The 25,453-nt window shown below is 49.2% G+C and carries 23 protein-coding genes; 21 read left to right on the top strand and 2 right to left on the bottom strand.

What is annotated here, in order from left to right; all coding sequences use genetic code 11:
• Positions 1 to 150 precede the first annotated feature (150 nt).
• Positions 151 to 717 carry a phasin family protein gene (locus ACXX82_RS03215; RefSeq protein WP_322239971.1) on the bottom strand — a complete coding sequence of 189 codons (567 nt, stop codon included), beginning with the start codon at positions 715 to 717 and terminating at the stop codon, positions 151 to 153.
• Between the two features lie 327 nt (positions 718 to 1,044).
• On the opposite strand from ACXX82_RS03215, the gene ACXX82_RS03210 reads away from it, so the two are divergent.
• From ACXX82_RS03210 to ACXX82_RS03180, 7 genes are all read left to right on the top strand, one after another.
• Positions 1,045 to 2,010 (top strand): histone deacetylase family protein, encoded by a 966-nt coding sequence (locus ACXX82_RS03210; protein ID WP_323506429.1) that lies wholly within the window; start codon positions 1,045 to 1,047, stop codon positions 2,008 to 2,010.
• 111 nt (positions 2,011 to 2,121) lie between these two features.
• Positions 2,122 to 2,967, top strand: a complete 846-nt coding sequence (locus ACXX82_RS03205) for a DMT family transporter (protein WP_322240741.1) — start codon at positions 2,122 to 2,124, stop codon at positions 2,965 to 2,967.
• A 131-nt stretch (positions 2,968 to 3,098) separates the two neighbouring features.
• Entirely contained in the window at positions 3,099 to 3,857 is a 759-nt protein-coding gene (locus tag ACXX82_RS03200) for a class I SAM-dependent methyltransferase (RefSeq protein ID WP_322240739.1), read from the top strand.
• Between the two features lie 190 nt (positions 3,858 to 4,047).
• Positions 4,048 to 5,268, top strand: a complete 1,221-nt coding sequence (gene pbpG, locus ACXX82_RS03195; RefSeq protein WP_458562409.1) for a D-alanyl-D-alanine endopeptidase — start codon at positions 4,048 to 4,050, stop codon at positions 5,266 to 5,268.
• A 231-nt stretch (positions 5,269 to 5,499) separates the two neighbouring features.
• Complete coding sequence (locus ACXX82_RS03190) at positions 5,500 to 6,906, top strand: MFS transporter (RefSeq protein WP_323506428.1); 1,407 nt, start codon at positions 5,500 to 5,502, stop codon at positions 6,904 to 6,906.
• 434 nt (positions 6,907 to 7,340) lie between these two features.
• The gene (locus ACXX82_RS03185; RefSeq protein ID WP_416186841.1) at positions 7,341 to 8,639 is read left to right on the top strand and encodes a cation:proton antiporter; all 1,299 of its coding nucleotides are present in this window, start codon (positions 7,341 to 7,343) and stop codon (positions 8,637 to 8,639) included.
• Between the two features lie 404 nt (positions 8,640 to 9,043).
• Complete coding sequence (locus ACXX82_RS03180) at positions 9,044 to 10,807, top strand: cation:proton antiporter (RefSeq protein WP_458562408.1); 1,764 nt, start codon at positions 9,044 to 9,046, stop codon at positions 10,805 to 10,807.
• 167 nt (positions 10,808 to 10,974) lie between these two features.
• Here ACXX82_RS03180 and ACXX82_RS03175 read toward each other — a convergent pair whose 3' ends face one another.
• Complete coding sequence (locus tag ACXX82_RS03175) at positions 10,975 to 11,760, bottom strand: IclR family transcriptional regulator (protein ID WP_322239960.1); 786 nt, start codon at positions 11,758 to 11,760, stop codon at positions 10,975 to 10,977.
• A 504-nt stretch (positions 11,761 to 12,264) separates the two neighbouring features.
• Between ACXX82_RS03175 and ACXX82_RS03170 the strand changes: the two genes are divergently transcribed.
• The 14 genes from ACXX82_RS03170 (at position 12,265) to ACXX82_RS03105 (ending at position 25,369) form a co-directional block, all read left to right on the top strand.
• Positions 12,265 to 14,088 carry a glycoside hydrolase family 15 protein gene (locus ACXX82_RS03170; RefSeq protein WP_458562407.1) on the top strand — a complete coding sequence of 608 codons (1,824 nt, stop codon included), beginning with the start codon at positions 12,265 to 12,267 and terminating at the stop codon, positions 14,086 to 14,088.
• The gene (locus ACXX82_RS03165; protein WP_322239956.1) at positions 14,085 to 14,873 is read left to right on the top strand and encodes an ROK family protein; all 789 of its coding nucleotides are present in this window, start codon (positions 14,085 to 14,087) and stop codon (positions 14,871 to 14,873) included. Before ACXX82_RS03170 ends, ACXX82_RS03165 begins: the two co-directional genes overlap by 4 nt.
• Positions 14,874 to 15,100: 227 nt before the next feature.
• Positions 15,101 to 15,526, top strand: a complete 426-nt coding sequence (locus ACXX82_RS03160) for a diacylglycerol kinase (RefSeq protein WP_322240737.1) — start codon at positions 15,101 to 15,103, stop codon at positions 15,524 to 15,526.
• Between the two features lie 144 nt (positions 15,527 to 15,670).
• A complete protein-coding gene (locus tag ACXX82_RS03155) occupies positions 15,671 to 16,696 on the top strand; it encodes a sulfate ABC transporter substrate-binding protein (RefSeq protein ID WP_322239954.1) in 1,026 nt (341 codons plus the stop codon).
• Positions 16,697 to 16,812: 116 nt separating this feature from the next.
• A complete protein-coding gene (ssuE, locus tag ACXX82_RS03150; protein WP_458562406.1) occupies positions 16,813 to 17,403 on the top strand; it encodes an NADPH-dependent FMN reductase in 591 nt (196 codons plus the stop codon).
• A gap of 164 nt (positions 17,404 to 17,567) precedes the next feature.
• Positions 17,568 to 18,572: a sulfonate ABC transporter substrate-binding protein gene (locus ACXX82_RS03145; RefSeq protein ID WP_458562405.1), complete on the top strand. Its 1,005-nt coding sequence runs from the start codon at positions 17,568 to 17,570 to the stop codon at positions 18,570 to 18,572.
• Between the two features lie 12 nt (positions 18,573 to 18,584).
• Positions 18,585 to 19,595: a sulfonate ABC transporter substrate-binding protein gene (locus ACXX82_RS03140; protein WP_458562404.1), complete on the top strand. Its 1,011-nt coding sequence runs from the start codon at positions 18,585 to 18,587 to the stop codon at positions 19,593 to 19,595.
• 57 nt (positions 19,596 to 19,652) lie between these two features.
• Complete coding sequence (ssuD, locus tag ACXX82_RS03135; RefSeq protein ID WP_322239946.1) at positions 19,653 to 20,837, top strand: FMNH2-dependent alkanesulfonate monooxygenase; 1,185 nt, start codon at positions 19,653 to 19,655, stop codon at positions 20,835 to 20,837.
• Positions 20,838 to 20,956: 119 nt separating this feature from the next.
• Positions 20,957 to 21,808 (top strand): aliphatic sulfonate ABC transporter permease SsuC, encoded by an 852-nt coding sequence (gene ssuC, locus ACXX82_RS03130; protein WP_458562403.1) that lies wholly within the window; start codon positions 20,957 to 20,959, stop codon positions 21,806 to 21,808.
• A gap of 84 nt (positions 21,809 to 21,892) precedes the next feature.
• Positions 21,893 to 22,750, top strand: coding sequence for an ATP-binding cassette domain-containing protein (locus ACXX82_RS03125; RefSeq protein WP_458562402.1), 858 nt, complete (start codon positions 21,893 to 21,895; stop codon positions 22,748 to 22,750).
• Between the two features lie 57 nt (positions 22,751 to 22,807).
• The gene (locus tag ACXX82_RS03120) at positions 22,808 to 23,026 is read left to right on the top strand and encodes a TOBE domain-containing protein (RefSeq protein ID WP_322239940.1); all 219 of its coding nucleotides are present in this window, start codon (positions 22,808 to 22,810) and stop codon (positions 23,024 to 23,026) included.
• Positions 23,027 to 23,528: 502 nt separating this feature from the next.
• Positions 23,529 to 23,744 carry a TOBE domain-containing protein gene (locus tag ACXX82_RS03115; protein WP_108442330.1) on the top strand — a complete coding sequence of 72 codons (216 nt, stop codon included), beginning with the start codon at positions 23,529 to 23,531 and terminating at the stop codon, positions 23,742 to 23,744.
• A 28-nt stretch (positions 23,745 to 23,772) separates the two neighbouring features.
• The gene (locus ACXX82_RS03110) at positions 23,773 to 24,765 is read left to right on the top strand and encodes an EAL domain-containing protein (RefSeq protein WP_458562401.1); all 993 of its coding nucleotides are present in this window, start codon (positions 23,773 to 23,775) and stop codon (positions 24,763 to 24,765) included.
• A 19-nt stretch (positions 24,766 to 24,784) separates the two neighbouring features.
• Positions 24,785 to 25,369, top strand: a complete 585-nt coding sequence (locus ACXX82_RS03105) for an RBBP9/YdeN family alpha/beta hydrolase (protein ID WP_458562400.1) — start codon at positions 24,785 to 24,787, stop codon at positions 25,367 to 25,369.
• Positions 25,370 to 25,453: the final 84 nt, after the last annotated feature.

Genomic DNA, 25,453 nt, shown 5'->3' with positions numbered 1-25,453 from the left:
CGTAACCGCGACTTGATGAACATAACAAATGAGGAGGGCCGGGCTTTCACCTGGCACCTCCTCATTTTTCATTTTCATTTACATTTATTGCCATTCATTCGCGCTTTTTACGTTTCCCCTTGGTGCCATTCGCTACTTTAACTGTGGGACTTATTTCTTGATATTGACGGCAGATGCTTTGGCTGCGGTTTGTGATAGCTGATCGACTGCGGTATTGACATTACTTTCCATCGTGTCCATCGCTTGCTTTGCGCTTTTAGTGAATTGTTCGTATCCGGCGCTGGCATTTCCGATCGCAGTTGTAATGAAAGCAATCGCGCTTTCACTGCCTGCCGGAGCACTTTTCGATGCTTGTTCAAATAACTCCATGACCTTACGCTTGGTTTCGGCAACTTGTGCGTCTGCCGTTTTGCTAAGTTCAGCTTTAGTTGACGCAGCTATAGTCGCTAAATGACGGCTGTACGCAATGACTTTTTCAGTATTGGGTTGTGCATGAGCCAGGCTCAACGACAAAAATTCCTGAGGATCTTTCGCTGAAAATAGTTTTTTTGTCGCAGCACTCGAATCCTCAAAAGATGCTTTTGCAGCAGTCACATTGAGTTCTACCAGTTTTTCCATGCCACCAAATGCTTTAGCTGTGAAATCAGTAAAGAGTGCCAGATTGGCTTCAAAATTGGCTTTAGCTGCGGAGGAAAATTGTTCGGCGGGTGTAGACATAAGAGCTTCTCCAGAGATGCTATACAGTGTGAGTGAGGAACAAATGGATATTGCAAGCGCTATTGACTGATGCGTAGTAACCACCGTGTGTGCCGGAGCAAAATACGCCTTGTGCGATGCAATAATTAAATTTATTCTCATTGCATTTGCCTGTCAAGTAATTGTTGGTGCGACGCAGCAAATGGATGGAAAGTTTGAAATAGGGGAGTCATCACGCAATGTGGTACAAGGCATTTCTCACGTGAAATCTTCTCATGGTTTTGAATCTGAAGAGCATCGCTTAAGCTGATAAACTGAATGCCTTATTGTTACGGCCATGGTTTAAACGTGAAAGCCTTTTACAGCGACCATTTCGTATTGCCTCTGCCGGTTGGACATCGCTTTCCAATGCAGAAATATCGATTGATACATGAAGGTGTACAGGCAACTAGTGCTAGCGGGGGTGGCATTACGTTGCACGAAGCGCCATCCACCACTGATGGCGTTCTTGCGCTGGCGCATCATCCCGATTATATCGAGGCCGTTTCTGCAGGTAGTTTATCCACGGCAGCACAAAAGGAAATAGGTTTCCCCTGGTCAGCAAAAATGGTTGAACGTTCTCGACGCTCGGTCGGTGCGACGATTGCTGCTTGTCGTGCTGCGCTAAGCTCCAGTGATCAGATTGCGGTGAATTTGGCTGGTGGAACGCATCACGCCTATGCCGATCATGGCGGTGGTTTTTGCGTGTTTAACGATTCAGCAATAGCGGCGCGCCTGATGCAGGCTGAGCGCCATGTTCAGCGGGTGGCTATTGTTGATCTGGATGTGCATCAAGGCAACGGTACTGCGTCAATCCTGGCACGTGACGACTCCATATTTACCTTGTCGCTTCACGGCGCGGCTAACTATCCGTTTAGTAAAGAGTGCAGCGATCTGGATGTCGGATTGCCGGACGGTACAGGAGACATTGAATATTTACAAGTATTACAGGATGCGCTTGATCAGATGTTTCGTCTTTTTATGCCGCAATTAATCATTTACCTCGCTGGCGCAGATCCCCATGAGGGCGATCGGTTGGGACGTTTAAAACTCACTTTAAATGGCTTGGCGCGACGCGATCAAATGGTATTTTCCGCAGCCGGTCAGCGCGCAATTCCACTAGCGGTCACAATGGCTGGCGGTTATGGCAAAAACATACAGGACACGGTAGCAGTTCATTTACAAACGGTCGCTCTGGCGGCGCAGCATGCGAGTCGCCAGGTCACTTATCTGGCGATGCCCTCGGACAATGCATCGCCCTTTACTTCAGGATAGATATTTCTTTTTATGCAGCCAGTTAATCCTCCCTCTTTAGCGACTTCTACGGTGGTGCAATCAACAAATCTTAAATCTGGAAGTGGCTTATTACGAGGCTTACTTTTTGTGATGCCGATGGTGTTTGTGCTGCTGTGGAGTACCGGTTTTATTGTCGCCAAATTTGGCTTGCCTTACGCACCGCCACTCACTTTTTTATTAATGCGGTTTGCGGGCGTCCTGATAGTGTTAGTGCCGCTGGTACTCATCCTGAAAGCACCGTGGCCAGTCGGGACAATTAGGCATATCGCTGTGGCAGGAATATTGCTACAGGCCGGTTATCTTGCTGGCGTCTGGTGCGCGATCAAATTAGGCATGCCAGCGGGATTATCGGCACTTATTGTTGGCATGCAACCAATACTGACTGCCGTTGCCGCAAGATGGATTGGAGAGTCGGTCAGTCCACGCCAATGGATCGGTCTGTTACTTGGACTTGGCGGTGTCGGTTTAGTCGTGGCGGCCAAAATCAGTCTGGTGGGATTGTCTTTGTCCAGCATTGCCTTCGCTGTCATGGCGCTTATATCTATAACGATGGGAACGCTTTACCAAAAACATCACTGCCCGCATTTTGATTTGCGCACCGGCACCATCATTCAGTTTAGCGCTTCATTCATTGTGATCTTGCCGTTTGCTATTTTTTATGAACATCTTTCGCCAGGATTGTCCTCGGTGCAATGGACTCCCAGTTTTATCGGGGCGCTGTTGTGGTCAATATTTGCGCTATCAATTGGGGCGATCTTTTTACTCTTTACGTTAATTCGTAATAGCGCTGCCACTAGCGTGACCAGTCTGCTATATCTGACCCCGCCGACGACCGCCGTAATGGCGTGGTTGATGTTTGGTGAGGCGTTTAATTTGTTAGGAATTATTGGTATGTTGGTGGCCATTGCTGGGGTCGTCTTTGTAGTGAAAAAATAATCTCGGGACCGCGGCTATTTTGGAAAAGAATTTGTAGCCGTTAAGCGTATATCGCGTACATCGATGTTATTACCTTCTTTTCAAGAGAGATAAGAATGAAAAGTGTTGACACCAACAGCCCTTACGCAACTCTGCGTAAACACGATCAATTGGTTACCGAACAGTTTGGCAGCACGGCCACGGCCTATTTAACGAGCACCGTTCATTCGCAAGGTGTCGATTTGCAGGATATTGCTGCTTACGCGCAAGCATTCCATCAACCAGTTGCGCTTGACATTGGCTGCGGTGGCGGCCACGCCAGCTTTGCGCTGGCACCCCACGTTGCAAAAGTGATCGCTTACGACTTGGCGGAAGAAATGTTGCGCGTGGTTGCTGGCGCTGCCCGCGAGCGCGGTTTGGAGAATCTTGAGGTGCAACAGGGCAGTGCCGATCTTCTGCCTTTCGCTGATGCGACATTTGACTTAGTGTGTACTCGCTACAGCGCTCATCATTGGACAAATCTGCCGCAAGCACTAGCCGAGATGGCGCGTGTTTTAAAGCAGGGCGGAAAGTGCATTGTTGTTGATACCGCTTCGCCGGATAACGTGTTGGCTGACACTTACCTGCAATCTATCGAGTTGCTGCGCGACGCTTCGCATGTGCGCAATCGCAGTTTGCCAGCCTGGCGAGAATTGTTAAGCCAGGCAGGCTTCAAAGTCATGTCCGATAAAGGTTGGAAGTTGCCTTTGCAATTCGATAGTTGGGTTGCCAGAATGCGAACGCCAAGTGAGCGCGTAGTTGCTATTAAGTCATTGTGGGACAGCGCGCCGTCAGAAGTGTGCAGCTACTTTCAGCGGGAAGCTGATTATTCATTTTCGATAGATTCCGTGATGATTGTAGTTGAAAAATAGACAAGTTTACATAAAATACAACTAATGGGTGGTTATGTTGACAACTATTCAAGAGGATTTTGAGTGCTGTCGATATGCGCAATGAGAAAAGTGTTTAAATACGACTGCTAACTCCTTAATTCTCTTGCGATTTTTGCTTGATATGCCTACACTTTGACAGATTATTTGCTTGTTGAATCAGGAGCCGTCCATGGCCAAATCCGCGCTTGTCATTTTATTATCATTATTCTTTGCAGTTGCAACAGCATCTGCGGCGCCGGATAACGATTCGACCACATCCAAAGCAGGAAAGGCCTCCTCTGCTAAAAGCTTGAAGAGCAAAAACGCCAAGGCTGCATCGAAAAAAACAATTGCGACCAAATCTCATCGGTCTAAAAATACCAAAGGTGATGTCGCCAGCGCCCCAAATAAACGTGAGCGTATCGCTAACCGTGCATCCGGCAAAAAATCAGGCCAGCATAATCTCGCCTCACTTGAGCAGCGCGAAGGTTTGGTCCGAAAAGTGGTGTATGTCAAAGGCCATCGGAAGGTTGTCTTTCAACGGACCGCTTACACTCCGCCAGCCGTCATCATCCCGCCGATATTAACAGCCGGTGAAATCGCAGGTTTAAATTTAACGCACGACCCGCTTGAGTTGAAGTCGAACGTTGCATTGGTGATTGATCAAACCACCGGTCAGGTTCTGTTTGACAAAAATTCGCAAGTGTCCTTGCCGATTGCCTCGTTGACCAAGCTCATGATGAGTATGGTCGTGGTCGAAGCGCGGCAGGATATGAATGAGATCATCACCGTCACGGATGATGATATCGATCGCGAAAAGCATAGCAGTTCACGTTTGCGTATTGGCTCCCAACTGAGTCGCACGGATATGCTGCATATCGCGTTGATGAGTTCTGAAAATCGGGCTGCGTCGGCATTGGGACGTAACTATCCCGGTGGATTGCCAGCATTTGTCGTCGCAATGAATGCCAAGGCCAAACAACTGGGCATGACTGGCGCTCATTACGTTGATTCCACTGGCTTATCGCATCTTAACGTGGCAAGCGCGCGTGATTTGGCCAAGTTGGTGATTGCGGCTTATCAGCATCCCATTATTCGTCAATATTCTACCGATTCCAAATACCTCGTAGAGCCGGGTGGTCGTCCATTGCAATACAATACGTCGAACCATCTGGTTGAAAATCCAGGATGGCAAATTGGCCTTCAGAAAACCGGCTACATTAACGAAGCTGGTCGTTGCATGGTCATGCAAACAAATATCGAAGGTCGCTCTATGGTGATGGTATTTCTCGATGGACGTGGAAAATATTCGCGTCAGGGGGATGCCGATCGGATCAAAAAATGGTTAGCAGAAAATAATTCCCCGCTACCTACATTGACAGGCTCCAAGATTGCATCAGGTCAAAGCTAAGTAATAGAATTTTGGAGAAAGCGCTCTTTGCACAGAGCGCTTTTTTATGTGTGGTTCTCATACGCGCTTGTTCTTGTTCGTATTCTTCTTGGCGCGACTGTCTATAAAATATAGTTGTGATTGTTTGTGAGTTTTAATATGCGCCCTTACATTACATCTTGTGATATTTGGCGACATTAACAGAATGCTTTATTTTTTTTAATCAGCTTTATTAAATAGCCTCTTTCTACCTTGATTGCAGTGCGCCGTACCTTTCTTATTCCACTTATCGTAGCCTGTGCGTTGTTCATGGAAAACATGGACGCGACTGTGATTACGACGTCATTACCGGTACTCGCCCATGATCTCGGGCAGCAACCCATTACACTCAAACTGGCACTCACTGCCTATGTGGTTGGACTCGGTGTCTTTATTCCCATTTGTGGTTGGGTGGCAGATCGTTTCGGGGCGCGGACCGTATTTCGTGCCGCCATTGGCGTCTTTATGGCCGGATCGTTGTTGTGCGCCGCATCGAGTTCCTTATTAGCATTTGTCGCTGCACGCTTCTTGCAGGGAATAGGAGGTGCGATGATGGTACCAGTTGGGCGGATTGTGATTTTCCGGTCCGTGCCACGTTCGGATCTGGTGACGGCCATCAGTTACCTGACCATACCGTCATTGCTTGGACCGGTAATCGGTCCACCGTTGGGCGGCTTTATTACAACGTATTTTCACTGGCGCTGGATTTTCATTATTAACGTGCCGATTAGCCTTCTCGGCATTTATCTGGCGGGTCGTTTCATCGAAAATTTTCGGGCTGATGAACAACAACCGTTGGACGTAAAAGGTTTTATTTTGTCTGCTATCGGCAGTACGCTGTTGATGCTGGGGTTGTCGCTGATTGATGGCGAGTTGGTCTCGGCAAAACTTGCGGGCGGCATGTGCGTGATTGGCATCATCTTTTTATTGCTGTACTTACGTCATGCGCGTACTGCACCATTCCCGCTGCTGGATTTGAGTTTGCTCAGAATTCCTACCTTCCGTGTCAGTGTGCTGGCCGGTTCATTGTTCCGGATTGGTCTTGGAGCGGTGCCATTTTTGTTACCGCTATCATTACAAATCGGTTTGGGAATGACAGCTTTTCATGCCGGCACGATCACGTGCGCATCGGCTTTTGGTGCCATTTTCATGAAAGCGATAGGCGGCTCGGTGTTGCGTCGTTTTGGGTTCCGTTCGGTACTGATCTGGAATGCATTCCTTGCCGCATTAGCACTGGCGTCCTACGGCCTATTCACGCCAACAACCCCCTATTTGGTAATGGTTGCCGTGGTGTTGTTGGGCGGTTTTTTTCCGTCAATGCAATTTACCTGTTTCAACTCGATGGCATACGCCGATCTCGACAGCGCTGACGTCAGTCGCGCTACAAGCTTGTCGAGTGTGGTACAGCAAATTTCTCTGGGTCTTGGCGTCACTATTGGTGGGCTAGCGATCATTTTTTCAAGCCGTCTGCAAGGACATGCGACAGTTGTCGCTGCCGATTTTTGGCCTGCATTTATCGTCATTGCCTTATTCTCGCTGGCATCGATACCCATCGCTCGTCGCTTGCCGCTGGATGCCGGAAACGCGTTGACTGGTCATGTCAGGCCTAAAACACAGTAACTATTGTCACTCATGAAGCTTGCGGTTGTGATTCCCGATGCGCTGAACTTCGTCTGACAAATCGACTCTACGTTATAGAGCCAGTTTTTATCTGATAGCCTGATATTTGCTAAACGCGGCCCGTACACGCTGAAGATCAACGCTGACAATAAATTGTACTCGTCATCTTCACGGTCCCAAGACCATGAAGATGTTTCGCGTCGTCGTTCGACTAAATGCGTCAAAGTTGGTGGCGCTGATGCTGCAGATACTCAATGGGTTCTAGTCTATCGCTTCGCAAACATGGTTTGATACGTTCTATAAACCCTTGTTGAGTCGTTTTCCTTATCTGATATATTGATAAAATTATCAGGAGGTCACGCTAATTACGAGGAGTTATTGCTATCGATTACTCTCTTATCTGGTACCTGATCGTCGGCACCTTGTTACTGTCAATGGGATTATTGGCATCGCTTTTAGAGCGTTTGCCAGTCAGTCCTGCGATGTTTTATTTGCCGGTTGGTTATATTTTAGGGCCCGCCGTCAGCGGTTTGATTAACTTCGTCCCGACTGAACACGCTTTGTTGCTGACAACGGTGGCCAAAATCGCCTTGCTTCTATCGTTATTTACTGTCGGCCTTAAGTTACGCATGCCTTTTCGTGACAGCATTTGGCGCTTACCGATGCGTTTAGGCGTACTGGCAATGTTGGTCACTATTCCGCTCGTGGCGGTGGTGGGACTTTTTTTATGTGATTTGCCATTGGGTGCGGCGATTTTGCTGGGCGCAATTTTGGCGCCGACTGATCCTGTATTGGCTTCGGACGTCCAGATCAAAGATATCGGTGATCGAGATCGAATTCGATTCAGTCTCACCGGCGAAGGTGGTCTCAATGACGGTACCGCTTTTCCCTTTGTGATGCTTGGGCTGGCCTTGCTTGGCGTACCGTCTGCCGCCTCTTTTGCGAATGCCTATACGGTCCCGCATGTGCTGTGGAGTATTGTTGTCGGGCTTGGTGGTGGTTGGATTTTGGGATGGTTGGTGGGGCGATTGGTGATTGGGCTACGTCGACGCTTTCGTTTGGCTTTGGGTATGGAAGAATTTCTCGGGATTGGGTTAATCGCGCTGGCTTATGGTGCTACCGAACTGATTCACGGCATTGGTTTTTTGGCCGTCTTTGCAGCCGGCTTGGCGATGCGCCGCATTGAGTCTACCAATAGCGGTCAACGTAGTGCTGATCGCGAGCAAGGTGAGGCGCTGGATGAGGCACTTGGTAAAGGCGACGAAGAACTTGCCACGCATCCAGTAAAAGCGTCTGCGTACATGACTGAAACGGTATTAGGCTTTAATCAGCAACTCGAAAATTTTGCAGAATTTTTGATGGTAATACTCACCGGCATTCTGTTATCGCACATCGGCTTTTCAGCAGTCGGCGTCGTGTTGGCGTTACTCCTCTTTTTTGTCATTCGACCGCTATCGGTCGCCATCGCTTTAACAGGTGCCAAGGTCACAACCTTGCAGCGACGTCTGATGGCATGGTTTGGTATAAAGGGAATCGGTTCTATTTACTATCTTGCATTTGCACTGCAATATAAATGGATTGCCCCAGCCGGTTATCAGGCGGCAGCATTAGTCCCGCACGTCAGTTCTATCGTGTTGACGGTAGTAGCAATGTCTATCGTCATGCATGGCATTTCCGCAACACCATTGATGGAAATGTATCAACGCCGACGTCGGCGTCAAAATCAAGGTTGAGGTAGAACTCTGCTGAGTTATTCGGAGTGAAGCCGAATTTATCATCCGCTTTTCACATTACCAAGATGCCGCTTAACGCTTGCTGGATCATTGGAATGATCGCGTCTCGGGGCGCCGAAATCATCGTTTAGCCAGCATTTAAATGCATTTTCGATTGAATCCACAGTGGTCGATACGTTATTATGCGGAATCTACAGTTGGTTTTAGGAAAGTACCGCTAATCTCTACTGAAAGGCCTCTCTTTCTTCGTTGGTAGCGATGCATGAAGCAGCTCGGCAGCATGGTCAAGTTGGTTGATAGTTGGATCATCCCAAGCTTGATTACATCCGAATGGATGCCGAATGGTCGCGCCATTACCTCAGCGCAACTCATCCCATAGCAATTTTTTTTAGGAGACTATCAACATGCCGGCAGTAGAGTTGTTCATCCAGGATTTGGCAGTGATCATGTTGATCGCAGGAGTGGTCACGGTGGTATTCAACCGCTTCAAGCAGCCGGTCGTTCTCGGCTATATCGTGGCCGGGATTATCATCGGGCCTTACACTCCGCCTTTCCAGTTAATTCAGGATGAGCACACGATTCATATCCTGTCAGAGCTTGGCGTGATTTTCTTGCTGTTTTCTTTAGGGCTTGAGTTCAGTCTCAAAAAGCTTGGCAAAGTCGGTGCAACCGCCTTTTTAGTGGCACTGGCAGAAATTAGTCTGATGCTCTGGGTCGGTTACGAGATCGGTATGTATTTCGGCTGGAAGACAATGGATGCAGTTTTTCTCGGTGCGATGTTGGCGGTCTCATCAACCACGATCATCGTCAAGGCATTGACCGAGCTGAAGATGAAAGAGGAGAAATTTGCGCAGTTGATCTTCGGTATTCTGATCATCGAAGATATCCTCGCGATCGGCATGATTGCCTTGTTGTCGGGAATTGCGGCAACAGGTTCCGTGAATGCAATCGATGTCGCAGGAACGGTTGGGCGTCTTTTATTATTCATGATTGTAGCGTTGGTATTAGGCATTTTGATCGTGCCACGCCTGTTGGCTTATGTCGCGCAATTCCGAAACAAAGAAGTTTTTTTAGTCACTGTCCTCGGTCTTTGCTTTGGTTTTTGTCTGCTCGTGATGAAGCTTAATTATAGCGTCGCGTTGGGTGCCTTTATTATTGGCGCAGTCATGGCCGAATCCCGGCATTTGCCACAGATTGAGCGCCTGATTGAACCGATACGGGATATGTTTAGCGCGATCTTTTTTGTTGCCATCGGATTGTTGGTCAATCCAACGGTTCTGGTGAAATATTGGTTGCCTATCCTGGTGATTACGATTGCCGTAGTATTGGGTAAACTGGTTAGTTGTGGCATCGCTACTTTTTTGTCCGGTCACAACGGCAGGACTTCCATGCGGGTCGGCATGGGTCTGGCCCAGATTGGTGAGTTCTCGTTCATTATTGCGGCGTTAGGCGTCAGTCTGAAAGTGACCAGTGATTTTCTGTATCCGACGGTCGTCGCCGTATCGGTCATGACGACGTTGCTTACGCCGTATCTGATTAAGCTGGCAGACCCACTGTCAACACGCTTGGCCAAGTCGATGCCGGTCAAATTGTCAGCAGTCTTCGGTATGTATTCAACCTGGTTGGAGAGTCTGCAACCGCAAGGTGATCGCGCCGAGCTGTCAAAAATTATTCGACGTATTTTGTTACAGGTAACGGTCAATTTGGCGATGGTTGCGGCAATTTTCATTATCAGCGGCTACTTTTCCGACACGTTGGGTAGCGCTATGTCTGCCTGGATTGCGGACTTGCAAATTCAAAAAGCAGTCGTTTGGGGCGGCGCACTGCTCATCTCGTTACCATTTTTGATTGCGACGTATCGTAAATTACAGGCGCTCAGTATGTTGTTAGCCGAAATGGCAGTACGACCAGAGCACGCCGGTTTGCATACATACGCGGTCCGGCGTGTGATCGCCGAGGTGATTCCAGCATTATCGATCATCGGCATTATGTTATTGATCGTGATCTTGAGCAGTAGAATTTTGCCGACAACCAATTTACTTATTTTAGTATTGATTGCTGCAGCTGGATTGGCGTTTCTATTGTGGCAGCGGTTTGTGAAACTTCACTCGAAATTGCAGATTGCATTGTTTGAGACATTGGATGAGCAACCAGACGAAAAGCACTAAGGCCCGGAGCTGCGAAAAATCGCCCCAGCTGCGTTGTGCTTTCCTTGCCGCCAACGTGGCTCGACGTACGCGGCTCCGCACATTCGTACTGTCTTCGTCGGCACGCTTTGCTGGGACGGTTTTTTGCAACTCCGGTGGATACGTATTTGAATCTTGCGAAGCGCAGTTTACGGGACCGTTGCGGCGTAGCCTAATACTGCTGAAATCTGTTGCGCGGTGGTCATCAAATCTTCTACCCATTCCTCTTGCAGACGATCGGCTGGGGCTGAGATCGACAGGCCGGCTATTAGTTTGCCTGAATCATCACGGATACCGGCGGCCATGCAGCGCACACCGAGTTCGAGCTCTTCGTTATCACGTGCATAGCCGAGCGAGCGTACTAATCCTAGTTCGCGTTCGAGTTTGCTCAGATCGGTTATCGAGTTTTTATTATGACCTGCTAAACCTGTCCGTGTCGCATAGGCACGCACCAGTTTCGGATCATCTATCGACAAAAAAAGCTTACCGGTTGAGGTCAGATGCAATGGTGCGCGGCCTCCGATTGCACGAACTACTTGCATTCCTGAACGCTCCGAAAATGCTCGGTCGATATACACAATTTCGTCACTTTGACGTACCGAAAGATTGACGGTTTGATTGGTTTTGCGATGAAGAGTACGCATAAAATCAAGCGCTGCTTCGCGCACGTTTAGACGGCTTTTGACCACGTTTCCAAGTTCCAGCAATCGCATGCCGAGTCGATAGGTTCCCGGTTCGGAGCGATCAACAAAACGCTTCAGGACCAAGTCATTCAGAATGCGATGTGCGGTCGAAGGATGCAGGTTGGTTGCCGCCGACAGTTCTTTCAGGCTAACCGGATCGGGATAAAGCGCGAGCGTATCCAGCAATGACATCATGCGTTCAATGACCTGAATCGAGGTCTTGCCAAGGTCGTCTGCGGAAGCTGGTTTCATCGGGATTTCTGGTTTCGGGTGAGTAGTTAAAATATTGCACTGCAATGATACGTTATATCACAATGTGAAAAACTGAGAAATGCTATTCTCATATTCACAACAGTTACCCGTAATGTTGCCATAGTAAAAAATGGCTAATCAGGCTTTTTAAGGGCTTGCTGCCTTGTACTGCCTATCTTTAAACAATCGAACGATTGATTTTACTTTTGGATTATTGAATCTTCCGGAGTTTTTTTTAGATTACCTATTTTTTCCCCTGGCCACTTGATTACCCTCCGATATGTTGGATGGTTCAGCACCTATTAAACGACACTGTTCACTACTTGTCAGATCGTCACTGTCGAGTTTGTCCTACCCGAGTAATGATGCCGTTTTTGAAACCGGCGTATCATGAAATGAGCTTGCCTCCGACCATCACCACCTAGCCGGGCTGTCATAGAAGCAGGCCCACGCAACAGAATGATGCCCGCAGCGAAGGCTGCTAAACCAACATGAAGGTTGCTGATGCCACTTCCTATTGAAGAATATGCAATGATTGGTGACTGCCATACCGCTGCCTTGGTCGGTCGTGACGGTTCCATTGATTGGCTTTGTTTGCCGCGCTTCGATTCCGGCGCTTGCTTTGCAGCGTTGCTGGGCGCGCCGGAACACGGTCGCTGGCTGATTGCACCAAAAGCGGAGATTCGGTCCACCCAACGACAGTATCGCGACGGTACCCTGATTTTAGAAACCGAGTTCGAGACCGTTGAAGGCATTGTTCGCATTGTCGATTGCATGCCGGTGTCGGATGAACGCTGGGATGTGTTGCGTATCGTTCAAGGCGTGAGTGGACGGGTGGCGATGTCCATGGAGCTCATCATTCGGTTCGACTACGGGTCTATCGTGCCTTGGGTGCAACAAGTCGATGATCTATTGTTAGCAACAGCTGGACCACACACGTTGGAACTGCGAACGAAAATCCCGGTCCATGGCGAAAATATGAAAACAGTCGCTGAGTTTTACGTGAGCGAGGGCGAGTGTGTGCCGTTCTCGCTCAACTATCGACCTTCCTACGAAGCGACGCAAAAGGTGGTTGATCCGGAACTTGCGCTAAAGGCAACCGAAAACGGATGGCGAGAGTGGTCCGGACGCTGCACTTACGAGGGGCGCTGGCATGATGAGGTGGTGCGGTCCTTGATTACGCTGAAGGCGCTTATTTACGAGCCTACTGGTGGAATCATTGCAGCGCCTACGACTTCGTTACCCGAACAACTGGGCGGCGTGCGCAACTGGGATTATCGCTATTGCTGGTTGCGTGACGCGACCTTCACGTTAAACGCGCTTTTATTGGCCGGTTACCATGAAGAGGCGATTGCCTGGCGTGAATGGTTGCTGCGCGCTGCTGCCGGCAGTCCCGAAGACTTACAAATACTGTATAGCGTTACCGGTGAGCGGCGGCTCGATGAAACGGAGTTGGATTGGCTACCCGGATATGGCAATGCGGCACCAGTGCGCGTCGGCAACGCGGCGTCCAGGCAATTTCAGCTGGATGTTTATGGTGAAGTGATGGACACGCTGCATCTGGCAAGATCGGTAGGGATGGAGTCGGATCTTGCAGCATGGGGAATACAAGTCAGTTTGCTTCACTATCTGGAATCGAACTGGTATTTGCCGGACGAGGGTATTTGGGAGATTCGTGGACCGCGCCTGCATTTCACGCACTCTAAGGTGATGGCTTGGGTAGCCTTTGATCGCGCAATTAAGGACGTTGAAGTGTTTGGTCTGGAAGGCCCGGTTGCGCGTTGGCGCGAGGTGCGCGACGCAATCCATGCACAGGTTTGCGCCGAGGGATACGACGCGCAAAATAATACATTTGTTCAGTCTTATGGCGCGTCAAATCTTGATGCAAGTTTACTGCTGATGGTGCAGGTTGGATTTTTGCCTTGCGACGATCCGCGCGTGCGTGGAACAGTGGAAGCGATTGAGCGCAACCTTTTAGTGGACGGGTTAGTGCTGCGCTATTCAACAGGTAGTAATGTAGATGCACTGCCACCGGGCGAAGGTGTGTTTCTACCTTGCTCATTTTGGCTAGCTGACTGTCTTGTTTTGCTGGGCCGCCGTGAAGAGGGTGAGGCATTGTTTGAGCGCTTGCTGGCCTTGCGCAACGATGTTGGATTGCTATCCGAGGAATACGACGTGCACGGTCAACATATGCTGGGTAATTTCCCGCAGGCGCTGACCCACATGGCGTTGATTAATACCGCCAGATTGCTCTCGATACCAGTACAACAAGCTACCCGCGTCGGCGAGAAAGCGGAGCGTCCCGGGGCCGTTACGCGGACATCATGAGTACCAAAAAACTGTTAAAGGACAAACCGATGAAAATACTTGTCATTGACGTTGGCGGCTCTCACGTTAAATGTGTTTCTACTGATCATAAAACGCCCGTTCGATTTGAGTCTGGCCCTAAGATGACGCCCGAACAAATGGTGGAAAATGTCCTGAAGATCACAAAGGGCTGGAAATTCGATGCGGTCTCGATGGGTTATCCCGGCGTGGTCCGACGTGGTCGCGTGGTGCGAGAGCCAGAGAATCTTGGTCCGTGCTGGGTTGGCTTCGATTTTCAAGCCGCGTTCGGGTTGCCGGTGAAGGTCATCAATGATGCTGCAATGCAAGCATTGGGCGGCTATGAAGGCGGGAAAATGCTATTTCTTGGCCTGGGAACGGGTCTGGGTTCAGCATTCATCGTCGATGGCGTCATAGCGGCAATGGAACTGGGACATTTGCCCTACACGGATGGACAAACGTACGAGGATTATCTAGGTGAATTGGGACGTGAAAAGATGGGAAACAAGAAATGGCGTCGCATGGTCGAGGATGTCGTGAAGGGTTTTCGCAAAGCATTGTTGCCCGATTACGTGGTGTTGGGTGGCGGCAATATCGCGCACCTGAAGCGACTGCCGCCGCACACACGCCGCGGAGACAACGCATTTGCCTTTCTTGGCGGATTTCGACTGTGGGAGAGAAAAGATCAGAACGCGCCTGGGAAAGTACAGATTGACTGGACCGTCGCCGATGAAGGTGACTGGCACGAACCGGTGACCAATCCTTCGCCGGTTGAAACGGCGAATTGAGGTTATTCGATCTGGTCGCCTCGTTTTGCCAAGGTGCTGATCTTTCGATCTCAAAGCCGATGTTTTCGTAGGCTAAAGGTTAAGCTTGTCATATGAGGCTGTTAAAATTCGTCAGCAGCACCAAAACGCCTATTAATGTCATCGGCAACCTTTTCCGAAAAATCAGATTTGAAGCGAAGTTCAGCATGCGTAAAAAATCCCAGATCCGACCACCCACTTCGCGAGAAATGCCTAAATCCAAACCGCTCGGTCAAAGAACATCAGCGACTGCAGAACAACCTATCAGCGAATTTAAGAGCACCAAGGGTCTCAAGCGAATATTTTCCGCGCTCTTTTATTCTTTTGATGGATTGAAATCCGCCTGGAAAAACGAGAACGCATTCCGGCAAGAACTGATGGTGGTCATTCCAGGCATTATCATCGCCTTTTTTTTGCCGGTCTCAGCCATTCAAAAATTGCTGCTGATTGCCGTTCTGGTCTGGATCATTATCATTGAGCTGATCAACTCAGCTATCGAAGCGGTTGTAGATCGGGTCTCATTAGAGCGAAATCCCTTATCAAAAAATGCAAAAGATTTTGGTAGTGCGGCGGTTTTGCTGACTTGCATTGTCGCCGTCGCGACGTGGGTCGTGATCCTTTATCCTTTATTGTAGTAGTAACGGCCCTCCCTTATTCATTAGGGTTGTCCATGCATATCTGTTTTTCGCATAACGAGAGAAGAAAGAATTCGTTCTTTTTTCTTTCCACTCTGATTAATCTGTCTTCTCCAAAACAAAAAAAGCTCAGGGAAGCAGATCATGTTGAAACAAATCGTCCGGTCAGTCATCACTATCGCATTGGTCGCGCAAGTGGGCATCGTCGCTCCTATCGCCCATGCAGCAGATTTTTCGATCTTGAACGTCTCCTACGACCCGACCCGCGAGCTTTATCAGGAATATAACAAAGCGTTTGCCAAATACTGGAAAGAAAAAACCGGCGATAACGTCACGATCAAAGCGTCCCACGGTGGCTCTGGCAAGCAAGGACGTTCCGTCATTGACGGTCTGGATGCAGACGTCGTGACGCTGGCGCTGGCCTATGATATTGACGAAATTTCAGCTAAAGCCAAACTGCTTCCGCCCGACTGGCAAAAGCGTCTCGCACACAACAGCACACCTTATACCTCGACTATCGTCCTGCTTGTACGCAAGGGAAATCCGAAAGGCATTAAGGATTGGGATGATATCGCCAAGCCCGGCGTATCAGTAATCGTCGCCAATCCAAAGACATCCGGGGGTGCACGTTGGGCTTATCTGGCAGCTTACGGCTACGCACTCAAAAAGAACAATAATGACGATGCCAAAGCACGTGATTTCATTAGCCGCGTGTATAAAAACGTTCCCGTGCTGGATTCTGGCGCACGCGGATCAACCGTCACCTTCGCTGAACGTGGCGTAGGCGATGTCTTGTTATCGTGGGAAAACGAGGCTTATCTTGTGCAAGCGGAGTTTGGCAAAGACAAGTTTGACGTGGTGTTTCCGTCCAGCAGTATTTTGGCAGAACCTCCGGTTGCCGTCGTGGATAAAGTGGTAGACAAGCGCGGTACTCGCAAGATTGCGGAGGCTTATTTGCAATATTTATATTCGCCTGAAGGTCAGGAAATCGCCGCGCACAATTTTTATCGTCCTACTGATCCAAAGGTCGCGGCCAAGTACGCATCAAGATTTCCGAAGTTGAATTTATTCACTATCGATACGGTTTTTGGTGGATGGCAAAAAGCGCAGAAAACACACTTTAGCGATGGTGGCGTATTCGATCAAATTTATCAGCCAAGTGCTAAGTAAAGTCTATTTTTCTTATCGCTGATAGCGTTACGGACCGCAGCGGCATACGATTTTTTTAGCTGCTGTCAGTCACGTCTTCCCTGTTTTAGAACATCGTTTAAAAAGTACGATTAAAAATGACTATCTTGTTATTGGCCGGTAGCCCCTCGGCACCTTCTCGCTCGACCCGGGTTTTGCATCACATTGGACAGAAACTGGCATTGTTGGGACATCGGTATACGAAGCTCGATGTGCGGGATTTGCCGGGCGATGCGGTAATGCGCGCCGATTTTGGAAATGTGGCAATTCAAACCGCACTGGCACAAGTTGCGGCCGCTACTGCGGTGGTGGTTTCAACCCCTGTGTACAAAGCGGCTTATAGTGGCGTATTAAAGGCATTTTTGGATTTGTTGCCGCAATTCGGGTTGCAAGACAAGTTGGTGTTGCCTTTGGCCACGGGCGGCGGTCAGTCACATATGCTGGCCTTGGATTATGCGTTGCGTCCGGTCTTGTCATCGCTGGGACCACGGCACGTATTGCAAAGTATTTATGCGACAGAAGCACAGGTCGCTTGGTCGGAAGAGGGCGGTCTGGTGCTGGCAGAAGAAATCGTCAGTCGAATTAACGAGGGTGTTGATCAGTTGTCTAACAGCCTGCTGGCGCTGCATGCATTAAACGGGAACCGCTTCACCCCCATTCCATTTTCTCAGATTCGATGTAGCGTTTAAACGGCGTGAAGGTTATGAGGGCAGACTTTTCACAGATGATGCCTTCCCCGAACCTAATTAACATAGACATTATTTTCCTGACCGCATCGTACGGCGATGCTTATAAGCACGCGTGATCGTGGTGGGGGGCGTTTTTTTTTAAAATAGATATTTCAGGATGCGTTATGACCGAATTCAAGCAAAAAACACTTACGCGTCGTCATGCGCTGGCAATGTTATCTGCCGCCGGAGCCGGAGTTCTCACCAGCTTTGTTCCGCAATTTGCACTTGCACTGGACAAGAAAGCCAATCAAGGTCTACTGCGGATCGGGTATCAGAAAGCAGCCAGCACACTCGTATTATTGAAAGCGCACGGGACGTTGGAAAAACGTCTGGCGCCGCTGGGTATCGAGGTTAAATGGGCGGAGTTTTCAGCCGGTCCGCAATTGTTGGAGGCTTTGAACGTCGGCTCGGTCGATTTTGGTTATGTCGGCGAAGCCCCGCCGATTATCGCGCAGGCGGCAGGTGCCGATTTTGTGTATAGCGGCTATGAAATTCCAACACCATTAGCAGAAAGTATATTGGTCCAGCAACATTCGCCGATCAAAACCGTCGCTGAATTAAAAGGTAAGAAAATTGCCTTTAATAAAGGATCGGACGTGCACTGGCTAGTCATTAGTTTATTGAAAAAAGCCGGTATTACTTATTCAGAATTTCAGCCCATCTACCTTGCACCTGCGGATGCACGTGCAGCATTTGAGCGTGGTGCGGTTGACGCGTGGGCTATATGGGACCCGTTTCAGACTGCTGCCATCAAACAGCTAAACGCCCGTGTTTTAGCCAGCGGTGCAGGCGTGGTAAGTCATCATCAGTTCTTTTTGAGCGCACGAAAATACGCAGAAAAAAATCCAGCGATCATTAGTGCCATCCTTGAAGAAGTGAGCAAAGAAGGACAATGGATACGCGCTAATTTGACAGATGCGGCGGTACAACTAGCGCCGATTCAAGGATTGGATAAGGATGTTATTGAAATCGGTTTGAAAAATTACGCGCATATTTACAAGCCTATCGATAGCAAAGTACTTGATGAACAGCAGAAGATTGCGGATACTTTTTTTGAATTGAAGCTGATTCCTAAAAAAATCACGACGCGCGATGCGATGCTGGCTACTCCGGCGCCGAAGGGTTAGATGAAAACGACCATGAAAAAATTCATTCTTCAGCAGCGCTTCGACCATTCCGCAGCTTTTAACGTGTTGCGCGCTGTTGCTTTGTTCGCGATTTTGTCGTTCTTTGGTGCGTCGGCAATGGCGGCGGTGGATAAAAAAGAGCCAGAGCAAATTCGTATTGGATTTCAAAAAAGTGCTGTCAATCTGGTGATTTTGAAGCAGCGTAATATTTTGGAGCAGCGCTTTAAGAACAGCAAAATTGTCTGGCTCGAATTTCCAGCCGGCCCGCAATTGCTGGAAGCGTTATCAGTTGGTAGCCTGGACTTTGGTTTGACTGGTGACAGTCCGCCTGTCTTTGCACAAGCTGCCAATAAAGACTTGCTCTATGTCGGCGCAGAACCACCAAAACCAGAAAGCTCGGCCATTATTGTGCCGTCCAACTCCACCATTAAGACGTTGGCGGATTTGAAAGGCAAAAAAATCGCACTGCAAAAGGGTTCCAGTGCGCATTTTCTTTTGGTGCAAGCCGTAAAAAAAGCAGGATTGGCGTGGACGGATATCCAGCCGATTTATCTCGCGCCAGCGGATGCACGTGCAGCATTTGAACGCGGCGCTGTGGACGCGTGGTCTATTTGGGACCCTTATTATGGTGCTGCCGAATTGGCGCTGAAGCCGCGCGTACTGACTACCGGCAATGGCCTGACGAATAATAATTCTTTCTATCTGGCATCGCGTTCCTTTACCCAAAGTTATCCGAATACTGTATTGCGCTTATTGGATGAGCTGACGAAAGCAGATCAGTACGTGCAAGCAAATCGAAAAGAAGTAGCGCAACTTATTTCTGATCTAAGTGGTTTGAATCTGGCGACGGTTCATCTGTTTTTGGCACGGCGGCCCGGACCATCGCCGACCACGGTGTTGCATGCAGCCATGGTGACAGATCAACAGCGTGTCGCAGACAGTTTTAAAGAAATTGGCCTCATACCTAAGGCGATCAAAGTTGCCGATATCGTTTGGCAGCCGCCTGTGCTGCGCCCGCGATAGCTAAATAAAGTAACAAATCTCATCAATTTGATTCACATTTTTAATACGGAATCTGCAATGAATGTTTTCTGGTTTATCCCAACGCATGGCGACAGTCGCTATTTAGGCACCTCGCAAGGTGCTCGCCCGGTTAATTACGACTATATGAAACAGGTCGCTGTGGCTGCCGATACGCTTGGCTATGACGGCGTGTTGTTGCCGACTGGACGTTCGTGCGAAGACGCATGGGTGGTTGCATCCAGTCTTATCGGTGCAACCCAAAAGCTCAAATTTCTAGTTGCCATTCGCCCCGGTCTCAGCAGTCCAGGTTTGGCGGTTCGGATGGCTTCGACATTTGACCGGCTGTCCAATGGGCGGCTTCTGATAAATGTCGTGACGGGTGGCGATCAAGGTGAATTGGAAGCTGATGGGGTATTTGCCGAACATAGCGAACGGTACGAAATTTCGGACGAATTTCTGCGTGTCTGGCGTGCCACGATGGCTGGCGAGGGCGGCGCTGCCGGTTACAGTTTTAGCGGAAAACATATCACCGTAAAAGGCGCAAAAACGCTTTATCCACCAATCCAGAAACCTTATCCTCCACTGTATTTTGGCGGATCGTCGGGACCCGCGCATGAACTGGCGGCCGAACAGGTTGACGTTTATCTGACGTGGGGTGAACCACCGGCAGCGGTAGCCGAAAAAATCGCCGATATGCGCGCCCGAGCAGCTAAATATGGGCGCACCGTTCGGTTTGGTATTCGCTTGCATGTGATTGTGCGTGAGACCAATGAAGCCGCCTGGAAAGCCGCTGAAGAGTTAATTAGCTATGTCGACGACGATATTATTGCGCGGGCGCAGGCCGCGTTTTCGAAGATGGACTCAGAAGGTCAGCGCCGTATGGCGGCCTTGCATGGTGGCAAGCGCGACAAGCTGGAAGTATCACCCAATTTATGGGCTGGTGTCGGGCTGGTTCGCGGCGGTGCAGGAACAGCGCTGGTGGGTGACGCTGCCATAGTGGTAGAGCGGATGAAAGAGTATGAAGCACTTGGGATCGATACGTTTATCTTGTCCGGTTACCCGCATCTCGAAGAATCATATCGCTTTGCTGAACTCGTTTTTCCATTGTTGGGCAAGGGTCATGCCGCTGATGGTGCGCATTCCTTAAGTGGTCCGTTTGGTGAAGTGATGGCAAACAATATATTGCCCCAGGCGGTAGCTGACCAAGAAACGGCCACCCTTACAGCAACTAGTGTTGATTAACTACTGCGGGCAATGTGATCGAACAAAAAAGGATTATCAGGTCTCCCACGACAGGTAATCAGCACTATTTTATGAGCACTAAGCAGCACCCCACATCCGTTGGATGGAAGGATATCACTATGAGTACCGTTGTTGGCCCATCAGCCGCACCAAGATTCACCGCTTCTCCCATCAGTCCAAAGCAGAAGAGAGCTGTTCCGAGCGCCCGCTCGACTGCGTGGCGTGCGGGACTTCTACCTTGGTTAGTCCCTTTGCTACTTATCGCCGGCTGGGAATTGGCAGCTCGGGTTGGCTGGCTTTCGAGTCGTATCTTGCCGGAGCCTTTTGCAGTAGGCCGTGCGGCATGGTCGCTGACGTTGTCAGGTGAACTTTGGAAGCACGTATCGGTGAGTGCATGGCGAGCGATTTCTGGCTTTGTCGTGGGTGGTGGTTGTGGGTTGTTGCTGGGTTTGCTAACCGGAACGTTCAACACTGCTGAAACACTGTTGGATACGACGATTCAGATGATTCGTAATATTCCTGCTCTGGCGCTGATTCCATTGGTCATCTTATGGTTTGGGATTGATGAATCGTCGAAATTGTTTTTGGTATCAATTGGCGTATTTTTTCCTATCTATTTGAATACTTTTCATGGTATTCGCTCGGTCGATAAAGGATTGATCGAGATGGCTAAAAGTTATGGCCTATCCGGCTGGCCGTTATATCGGGATGTGATCTTACCGGGGGCATTACCCTCGATTTTGGTCGGCGTACGATTTTCTCTAGGCTTGGTGTGGGTGCTGTTGATTGTCGCAGAAACGATTTCTGCACAAGCGGGAATCGGTTACATGACGATGAATGCACGTGAATTTTTACAGACCGATGTCGTATTGGTAGGGATTCTTTTGTACGCGTTACTAGGCAAATTGGCTGACATGCTGGCACGTGGCTTAGAACGCTATTGGTTGCGGTGGCATCCGGGCTATCAGTGAAATGTCAAACCTGATTTCTGATGCCACTTAACCGCTGCGTTGAAATAATACTGGCAAAACATTCACCAAAAAACGGATATGAATATGCAAATTGACTCTGTTGAAAACGCTCACGTCAAAGCCGTGGTGGACCATTCCATCACGCCACGCCGTGGCATTAGCATCGCCATTCAGTCGGTGTCTAAATCCTACGCGGGACGCGATGTGTTGAAATCACTGGATGTTGAGATCGGTGCTGGCGAATTCGTGGCAATTGTAGGTCGTAGCGGTTGCGGAAAAAGTACGTTATTACGATTGATAGCGGGACTTGAAACCGAGAGTGCTGGCGAGATTCAGTTTGGAGTGGAAGCCGATCTTAAACAAGCGCCCGAAATTCGGATTATGTTCCAGGACTCGCGCCTGCTTCCCTGGAAAAAAGTACTAAACAACGTCGCATTAGGTTTGCCATCCAGATCATCTGCCGTGATAGCGGGTAAAGCATTACGTCAGGTCGGATTAGAAGATCGCGCCAACGAATGGCCGGCAGTATTATCCGGCGGTCAGCGTCAGCGCGTGGCCCTCGCAAGAGCGTTGGTGCATAACCCAGCGCTGTTATTGCTGGATGAACCGTTAGGCGCGCTCGATGCCTTAACCAGAATTGAAATGCAGCAACTGATCGAATCACTATGGCAGACCAGCGGCTTCACTGCAGTATTAGTCACGCATGATGTGCAAGAGGCCATTGCGCTTGCAGACCGCGTGCTCCTAATTGAAGAGGGCGAAATAACACTAGACGAACGCATCGATTTACCCCGCCCAAGGACACGCGGGAATCTGATATTTGCACAACTGGAAGAAAAAATTCTAGCGCGCGTATTAAAACATCCCGCACCAGAAATCGACAAGACACTGGGCGATATTTCCTTCCATCGCACGGTAAGTCAGGTGAGCTGGGCAATTTAGATTAATGCCTATTCTCACGCAGCATTCCATCCGTATTTTTAAAATTCAGGAGAAGTCATGAGTATTCAAGCAATCAATGTCCGCAATCAATTCAGAGGAAAAATTATCAGCATCGTTGAAGACGAGGTCCTCTCGGGCCTAGATATAGAAACCCCCATAGGCATCGTATCGTCCGTCATCACAACCCGCTCAGTAAAAGACCTCGGACTAGTAATCGGGTCAGAAGTCGTAGCACTCATCAAAGCCACGGAAGTATCCATTGGAAAATTATCCTAGTTGTTACTAATCTGTAGAAATATAGACCTATATAGTCCAATGCTAAGAATTTCCAGCCAGAATCAAACGGTAGTTTGTAGTTTGTAGTTTGTAGTTTGTAGTTTGTAGTTTGTAGTTTGTAGTTGCAGTTGCAGTTGCAGTTGCAGTTGCAGTTGCCTTTGTCCTTGACCTACCCCGTCATTGGCGCTGCCAAGTATTTCAGCTGTCAGTCGAGAATTATTGGAAGACATGTTTGAGCGTAGCGAGTTGGTCTTTCAATCCGACTGGCGGCTGAAATGCTTGGGAACCCGTAGGGCAGCGGCTCTGCGGTCGCCTTTTCTTTGGTTACTTTCTTTTGATGGGGGGGGGCCTAGCCAAGCAAAAGAAAGTAACTAGCTGTCGGGCTACCCCCCGACTAGCGTCCACGAAGCAGTAGCCGTACTGGTTAGCAAAGAACGAAGAACGAAGAACGAAGAAACCAATTGCATCACTTAATCAAACGAAATTAATCTAAGGAAACATCATGTCCATCCAAGCCATCAACGTCCGCAATCAATTTAAAGGCCGCATCAAAGCCATCATTGAAGGCACAGTGGTCTCCGAAATCGATGTCGAAACACCCGCTGGCATAGTCACCTCAGTCATCACCACAAGGTCGGTAAAAGATCTCGGACTAGTCATTGGAACCGAAGTAGTCGCACTGGTGAAGGCCACAGAAGTATCCATCGCCAAGATTTAATATTTTAAGATTTCAACCTGGGTAATCCATGTTATTTCCTACTTTGGACAAATACCTGGCTCGCCTGCATGACAATTCGCCCCACACCGGGCGAGCTTCAGTGCAGTCAGGCCAGTCTCCATCAATAAGCGCAAACCGGACACATCGCGTCTGGCTTGATGCTGACGGTCGCGTGCAGGGAAGTTATTTCAACACCGCCCTCACCAGTGTATTTCAGCCGATACGTCAGATAGCAGTTGGCCCGGAGGTTGAAGACACCCTCTCAGACAAGCACGTCAATCGGATTGTCGGCTATGAAGGTTTTGCACACAGCTATTCTCCGAATGACAACGGATTGTACCTATGGAAACTACTCGATCATGCTGCCAGTGACGACGAATCGATCGAACTTGATCGTCTATGCCGAATGCTGCATTCCATCAACTTTTACCGGCAATCTCCAAAAGGCGACCCGAGTGTTCACCTGACGCAAAATACCGCTCTCTATCTCAGTGTGCATGCACGCCTGTTAGCGGCAGTGGATAGTAATCATGGAATGGCGTTTCGTCGAATTTTGAAATTGTTGGGATTGCCGCATGAAAATATTGTTCTGCAATTGCCTAAGATAACATCCACGCAAAGCTGGCTATTAAACTATGTCATAGATAATTATCGCCGTAATCAATTCCGTCTGGCGATCAATGCCGATACCGTAGCGGAGGCGCATAGTCTGCTTGAGCGCGTGCGACCGGACGTCCTTAAGATTGATGGGCGCGGAGTAACGAACGACGATGCGACCCGACGTTTGCTGGATCTTACTCATCAACACGGGATTCATATTATTTTTAAGCGTCTCGAAAAATTACGTGATTTTGAAAGTGTACAAAAACTGGCGCAACAGGCATTTGTTGCAAATGGCGCGCGCATTTCGGCACAAGGGTTCTTCTGGGATCTGCCGCAGGCTTCATTGGATGCATTTTCAACGACTCAGCGCGCGGACAAATTCGCCACAGCATCAACGTTGAATGGTGTCCCCCATTAAAAGGGCTCCCTCCTTAACTATGCCTAACTTATCGTTGAAGCGCTCACTGTCTGATTTTTGGGTGTTGATCGTGCCTGGATTAAATAACAGCGGGCCGCAGCATTGGCAATCCCGCTGGGAACGCCTATACCCTGCATTTGAACGGATCGAACAGAAGTATTGGGATCAACCTGATTTGGCGATTTGGTCGCAACGTCTGCGGGATGTATTGGCGAAAAAAGCGGCGCTGAACAAACCGCTTAAGCCAATATTATTAATTGCGCATAGTTTTGGTTGTCTGACGACGGTTCATAGCGCGCTGGCTGAAGGTCCGCTGGTGAAAGAGCTGATTGCAGGGGCGTTGCTTGTTGCGCCCGCTGATCCAGAAAAATTTGGGGTGAGTGCGGGATTGGGAGCAAGTTTGCCCTTTCCGGCGACCGTAGTCGGGAGTCTGAATGATCCCTGGATGGAGGCCAGCGAAACGGTTAAGTGGGCGAAACTGTGGGGCGCAGAGTATGTCGATGTTGGTGCGCTGGGTCATATTAATGCCGATTCTCATCTAGGAGACTGGCTGGTCGGGCAAGCCTTGCTGGAGCGATTAGTGCAGACCGTACTAGCGAATTAAACAGTATTCGACTTATCGCGATGAGAGAGTCGCAGGAAGGGCGCCACTACGCATTACGTCGTATTGTCGGGCTAACTCACTAGG

This window comes from Glaciimonas sp. GNP009 (assembly GCF_054343755.1).
This window is presented reverse-complemented; position numbering and strand designations above follow the sequence as displayed.

What these genes read in the sequence shown, in the direction of transcription:
- ACXX82_RS03115 (WP_108442330.1), top strand. Translation starts at nt 23,529, where the DNA reads ATGTCCATCCAAGCCATCAACGTCCGCAATCAATTTAAAGGCCGCATC.
- ACXX82_RS03145 (WP_458562405.1), top strand. Translation starts at nt 17,568, where the DNA reads ATGACCGAATTCAAGCAAAAAACACTTACGCGTCGTCATGCGCTGGCA.
- ACXX82_RS03170 (WP_458562407.1), top strand. Translation starts at nt 12,265, where the DNA reads ATGCCACTTCCTATTGAAGAATATGCAATGATTGGTGACTGCCATACC.
- ACXX82_RS03125 (WP_458562402.1), top strand. Translation starts at nt 21,893, where the DNA reads ATGCAAATTGACTCTGTTGAAAACGCTCACGTCAAAGCCGTGGTGGAC.
- ACXX82_RS03175 (WP_322239960.1), bottom strand. Translation starts at nt 11,760, where the DNA reads ATGAAACCAGCTTCCGCAGACGACCTTGGCAAGACCTCGATTCAGGTC.
- ACXX82_RS03110 (WP_458562401.1), top strand. Translation starts at nt 23,773, where the DNA reads ATGTTATTTCCTACTTTGGACAAATACCTGGCTCGCCTGCATGACAAT.
- ACXX82_RS03180 (WP_458562408.1), top strand. Translation starts at nt 9,044, where the DNA reads ATGCCGGCAGTAGAGTTGTTCATCCAGGATTTGGCAGTGATCATGTTG.
- ssuD (WP_322239946.1), top strand. Translation starts at nt 19,653, where the DNA reads ATGAATGTTTTCTGGTTTATCCCAACGCATGGCGACAGTCGCTATTTA.
- ACXX82_RS03160 (WP_322240737.1), top strand. Translation starts at nt 15,101, where the DNA reads ATGCCTAAATCCAAACCGCTCGGTCAAAGAACATCAGCGACTGCAGAA.
- ssuC (WP_458562403.1), top strand. Translation starts at nt 20,957, where the DNA reads ATGAGTACCGTTGTTGGCCCATCAGCCGCACCAAGATTCACCGCTTCT.
- ACXX82_RS03185 (WP_416186841.1), top strand. Translation starts at nt 7,341, where the DNA reads ATGGGATTATTGGCATCGCTTTTAGAGCGTTTGCCAGTCAGTCCTGCG.
- ACXX82_RS03155 (WP_322239954.1), top strand. Translation starts at nt 15,671, where the DNA reads ATGTTGAAACAAATCGTCCGGTCAGTCATCACTATCGCATTGGTCGCG.
- ACXX82_RS03205 (WP_322240741.1), top strand. Translation starts at nt 2,122, where the DNA reads ATGCCGATGGTGTTTGTGCTGCTGTGGAGTACCGGTTTTATTGTCGCC.
- ACXX82_RS03120 (WP_322239940.1), top strand. Translation starts at nt 22,808, where the DNA reads ATGAGTATTCAAGCAATCAATGTCCGCAATCAATTCAGAGGAAAAATT.
- ACXX82_RS03140 (WP_458562404.1), top strand. Translation starts at nt 18,585, where the DNA reads ATGAAAAAATTCATTCTTCAGCAGCGCTTCGACCATTCCGCAGCTTTT.
- ACXX82_RS03215 (WP_322239971.1), bottom strand. Translation starts at nt 717, where the DNA reads ATGTCTACACCCGCCGAACAATTTTCCTCCGCAGCTAAAGCCAATTTT.
- pbpG (WP_458562409.1), top strand. Translation starts at nt 4,048, where the DNA reads ATGGCCAAATCCGCGCTTGTCATTTTATTATCATTATTCTTTGCAGTT.
- ssuE (WP_458562406.1), top strand. Translation starts at nt 16,813, where the DNA reads ATGACTATCTTGTTATTGGCCGGTAGCCCCTCGGCACCTTCTCGCTCG.
- ACXX82_RS03165 (WP_322239956.1), top strand. Translation starts at nt 14,085, where the DNA reads ATGAGTACCAAAAAACTGTTAAAGGACAAACCGATGAAAATACTTGTC.
- ACXX82_RS03105 (WP_458562400.1), top strand. Translation starts at nt 24,785, where the DNA reads ATGCCTAACTTATCGTTGAAGCGCTCACTGTCTGATTTTTGGGTGTTG.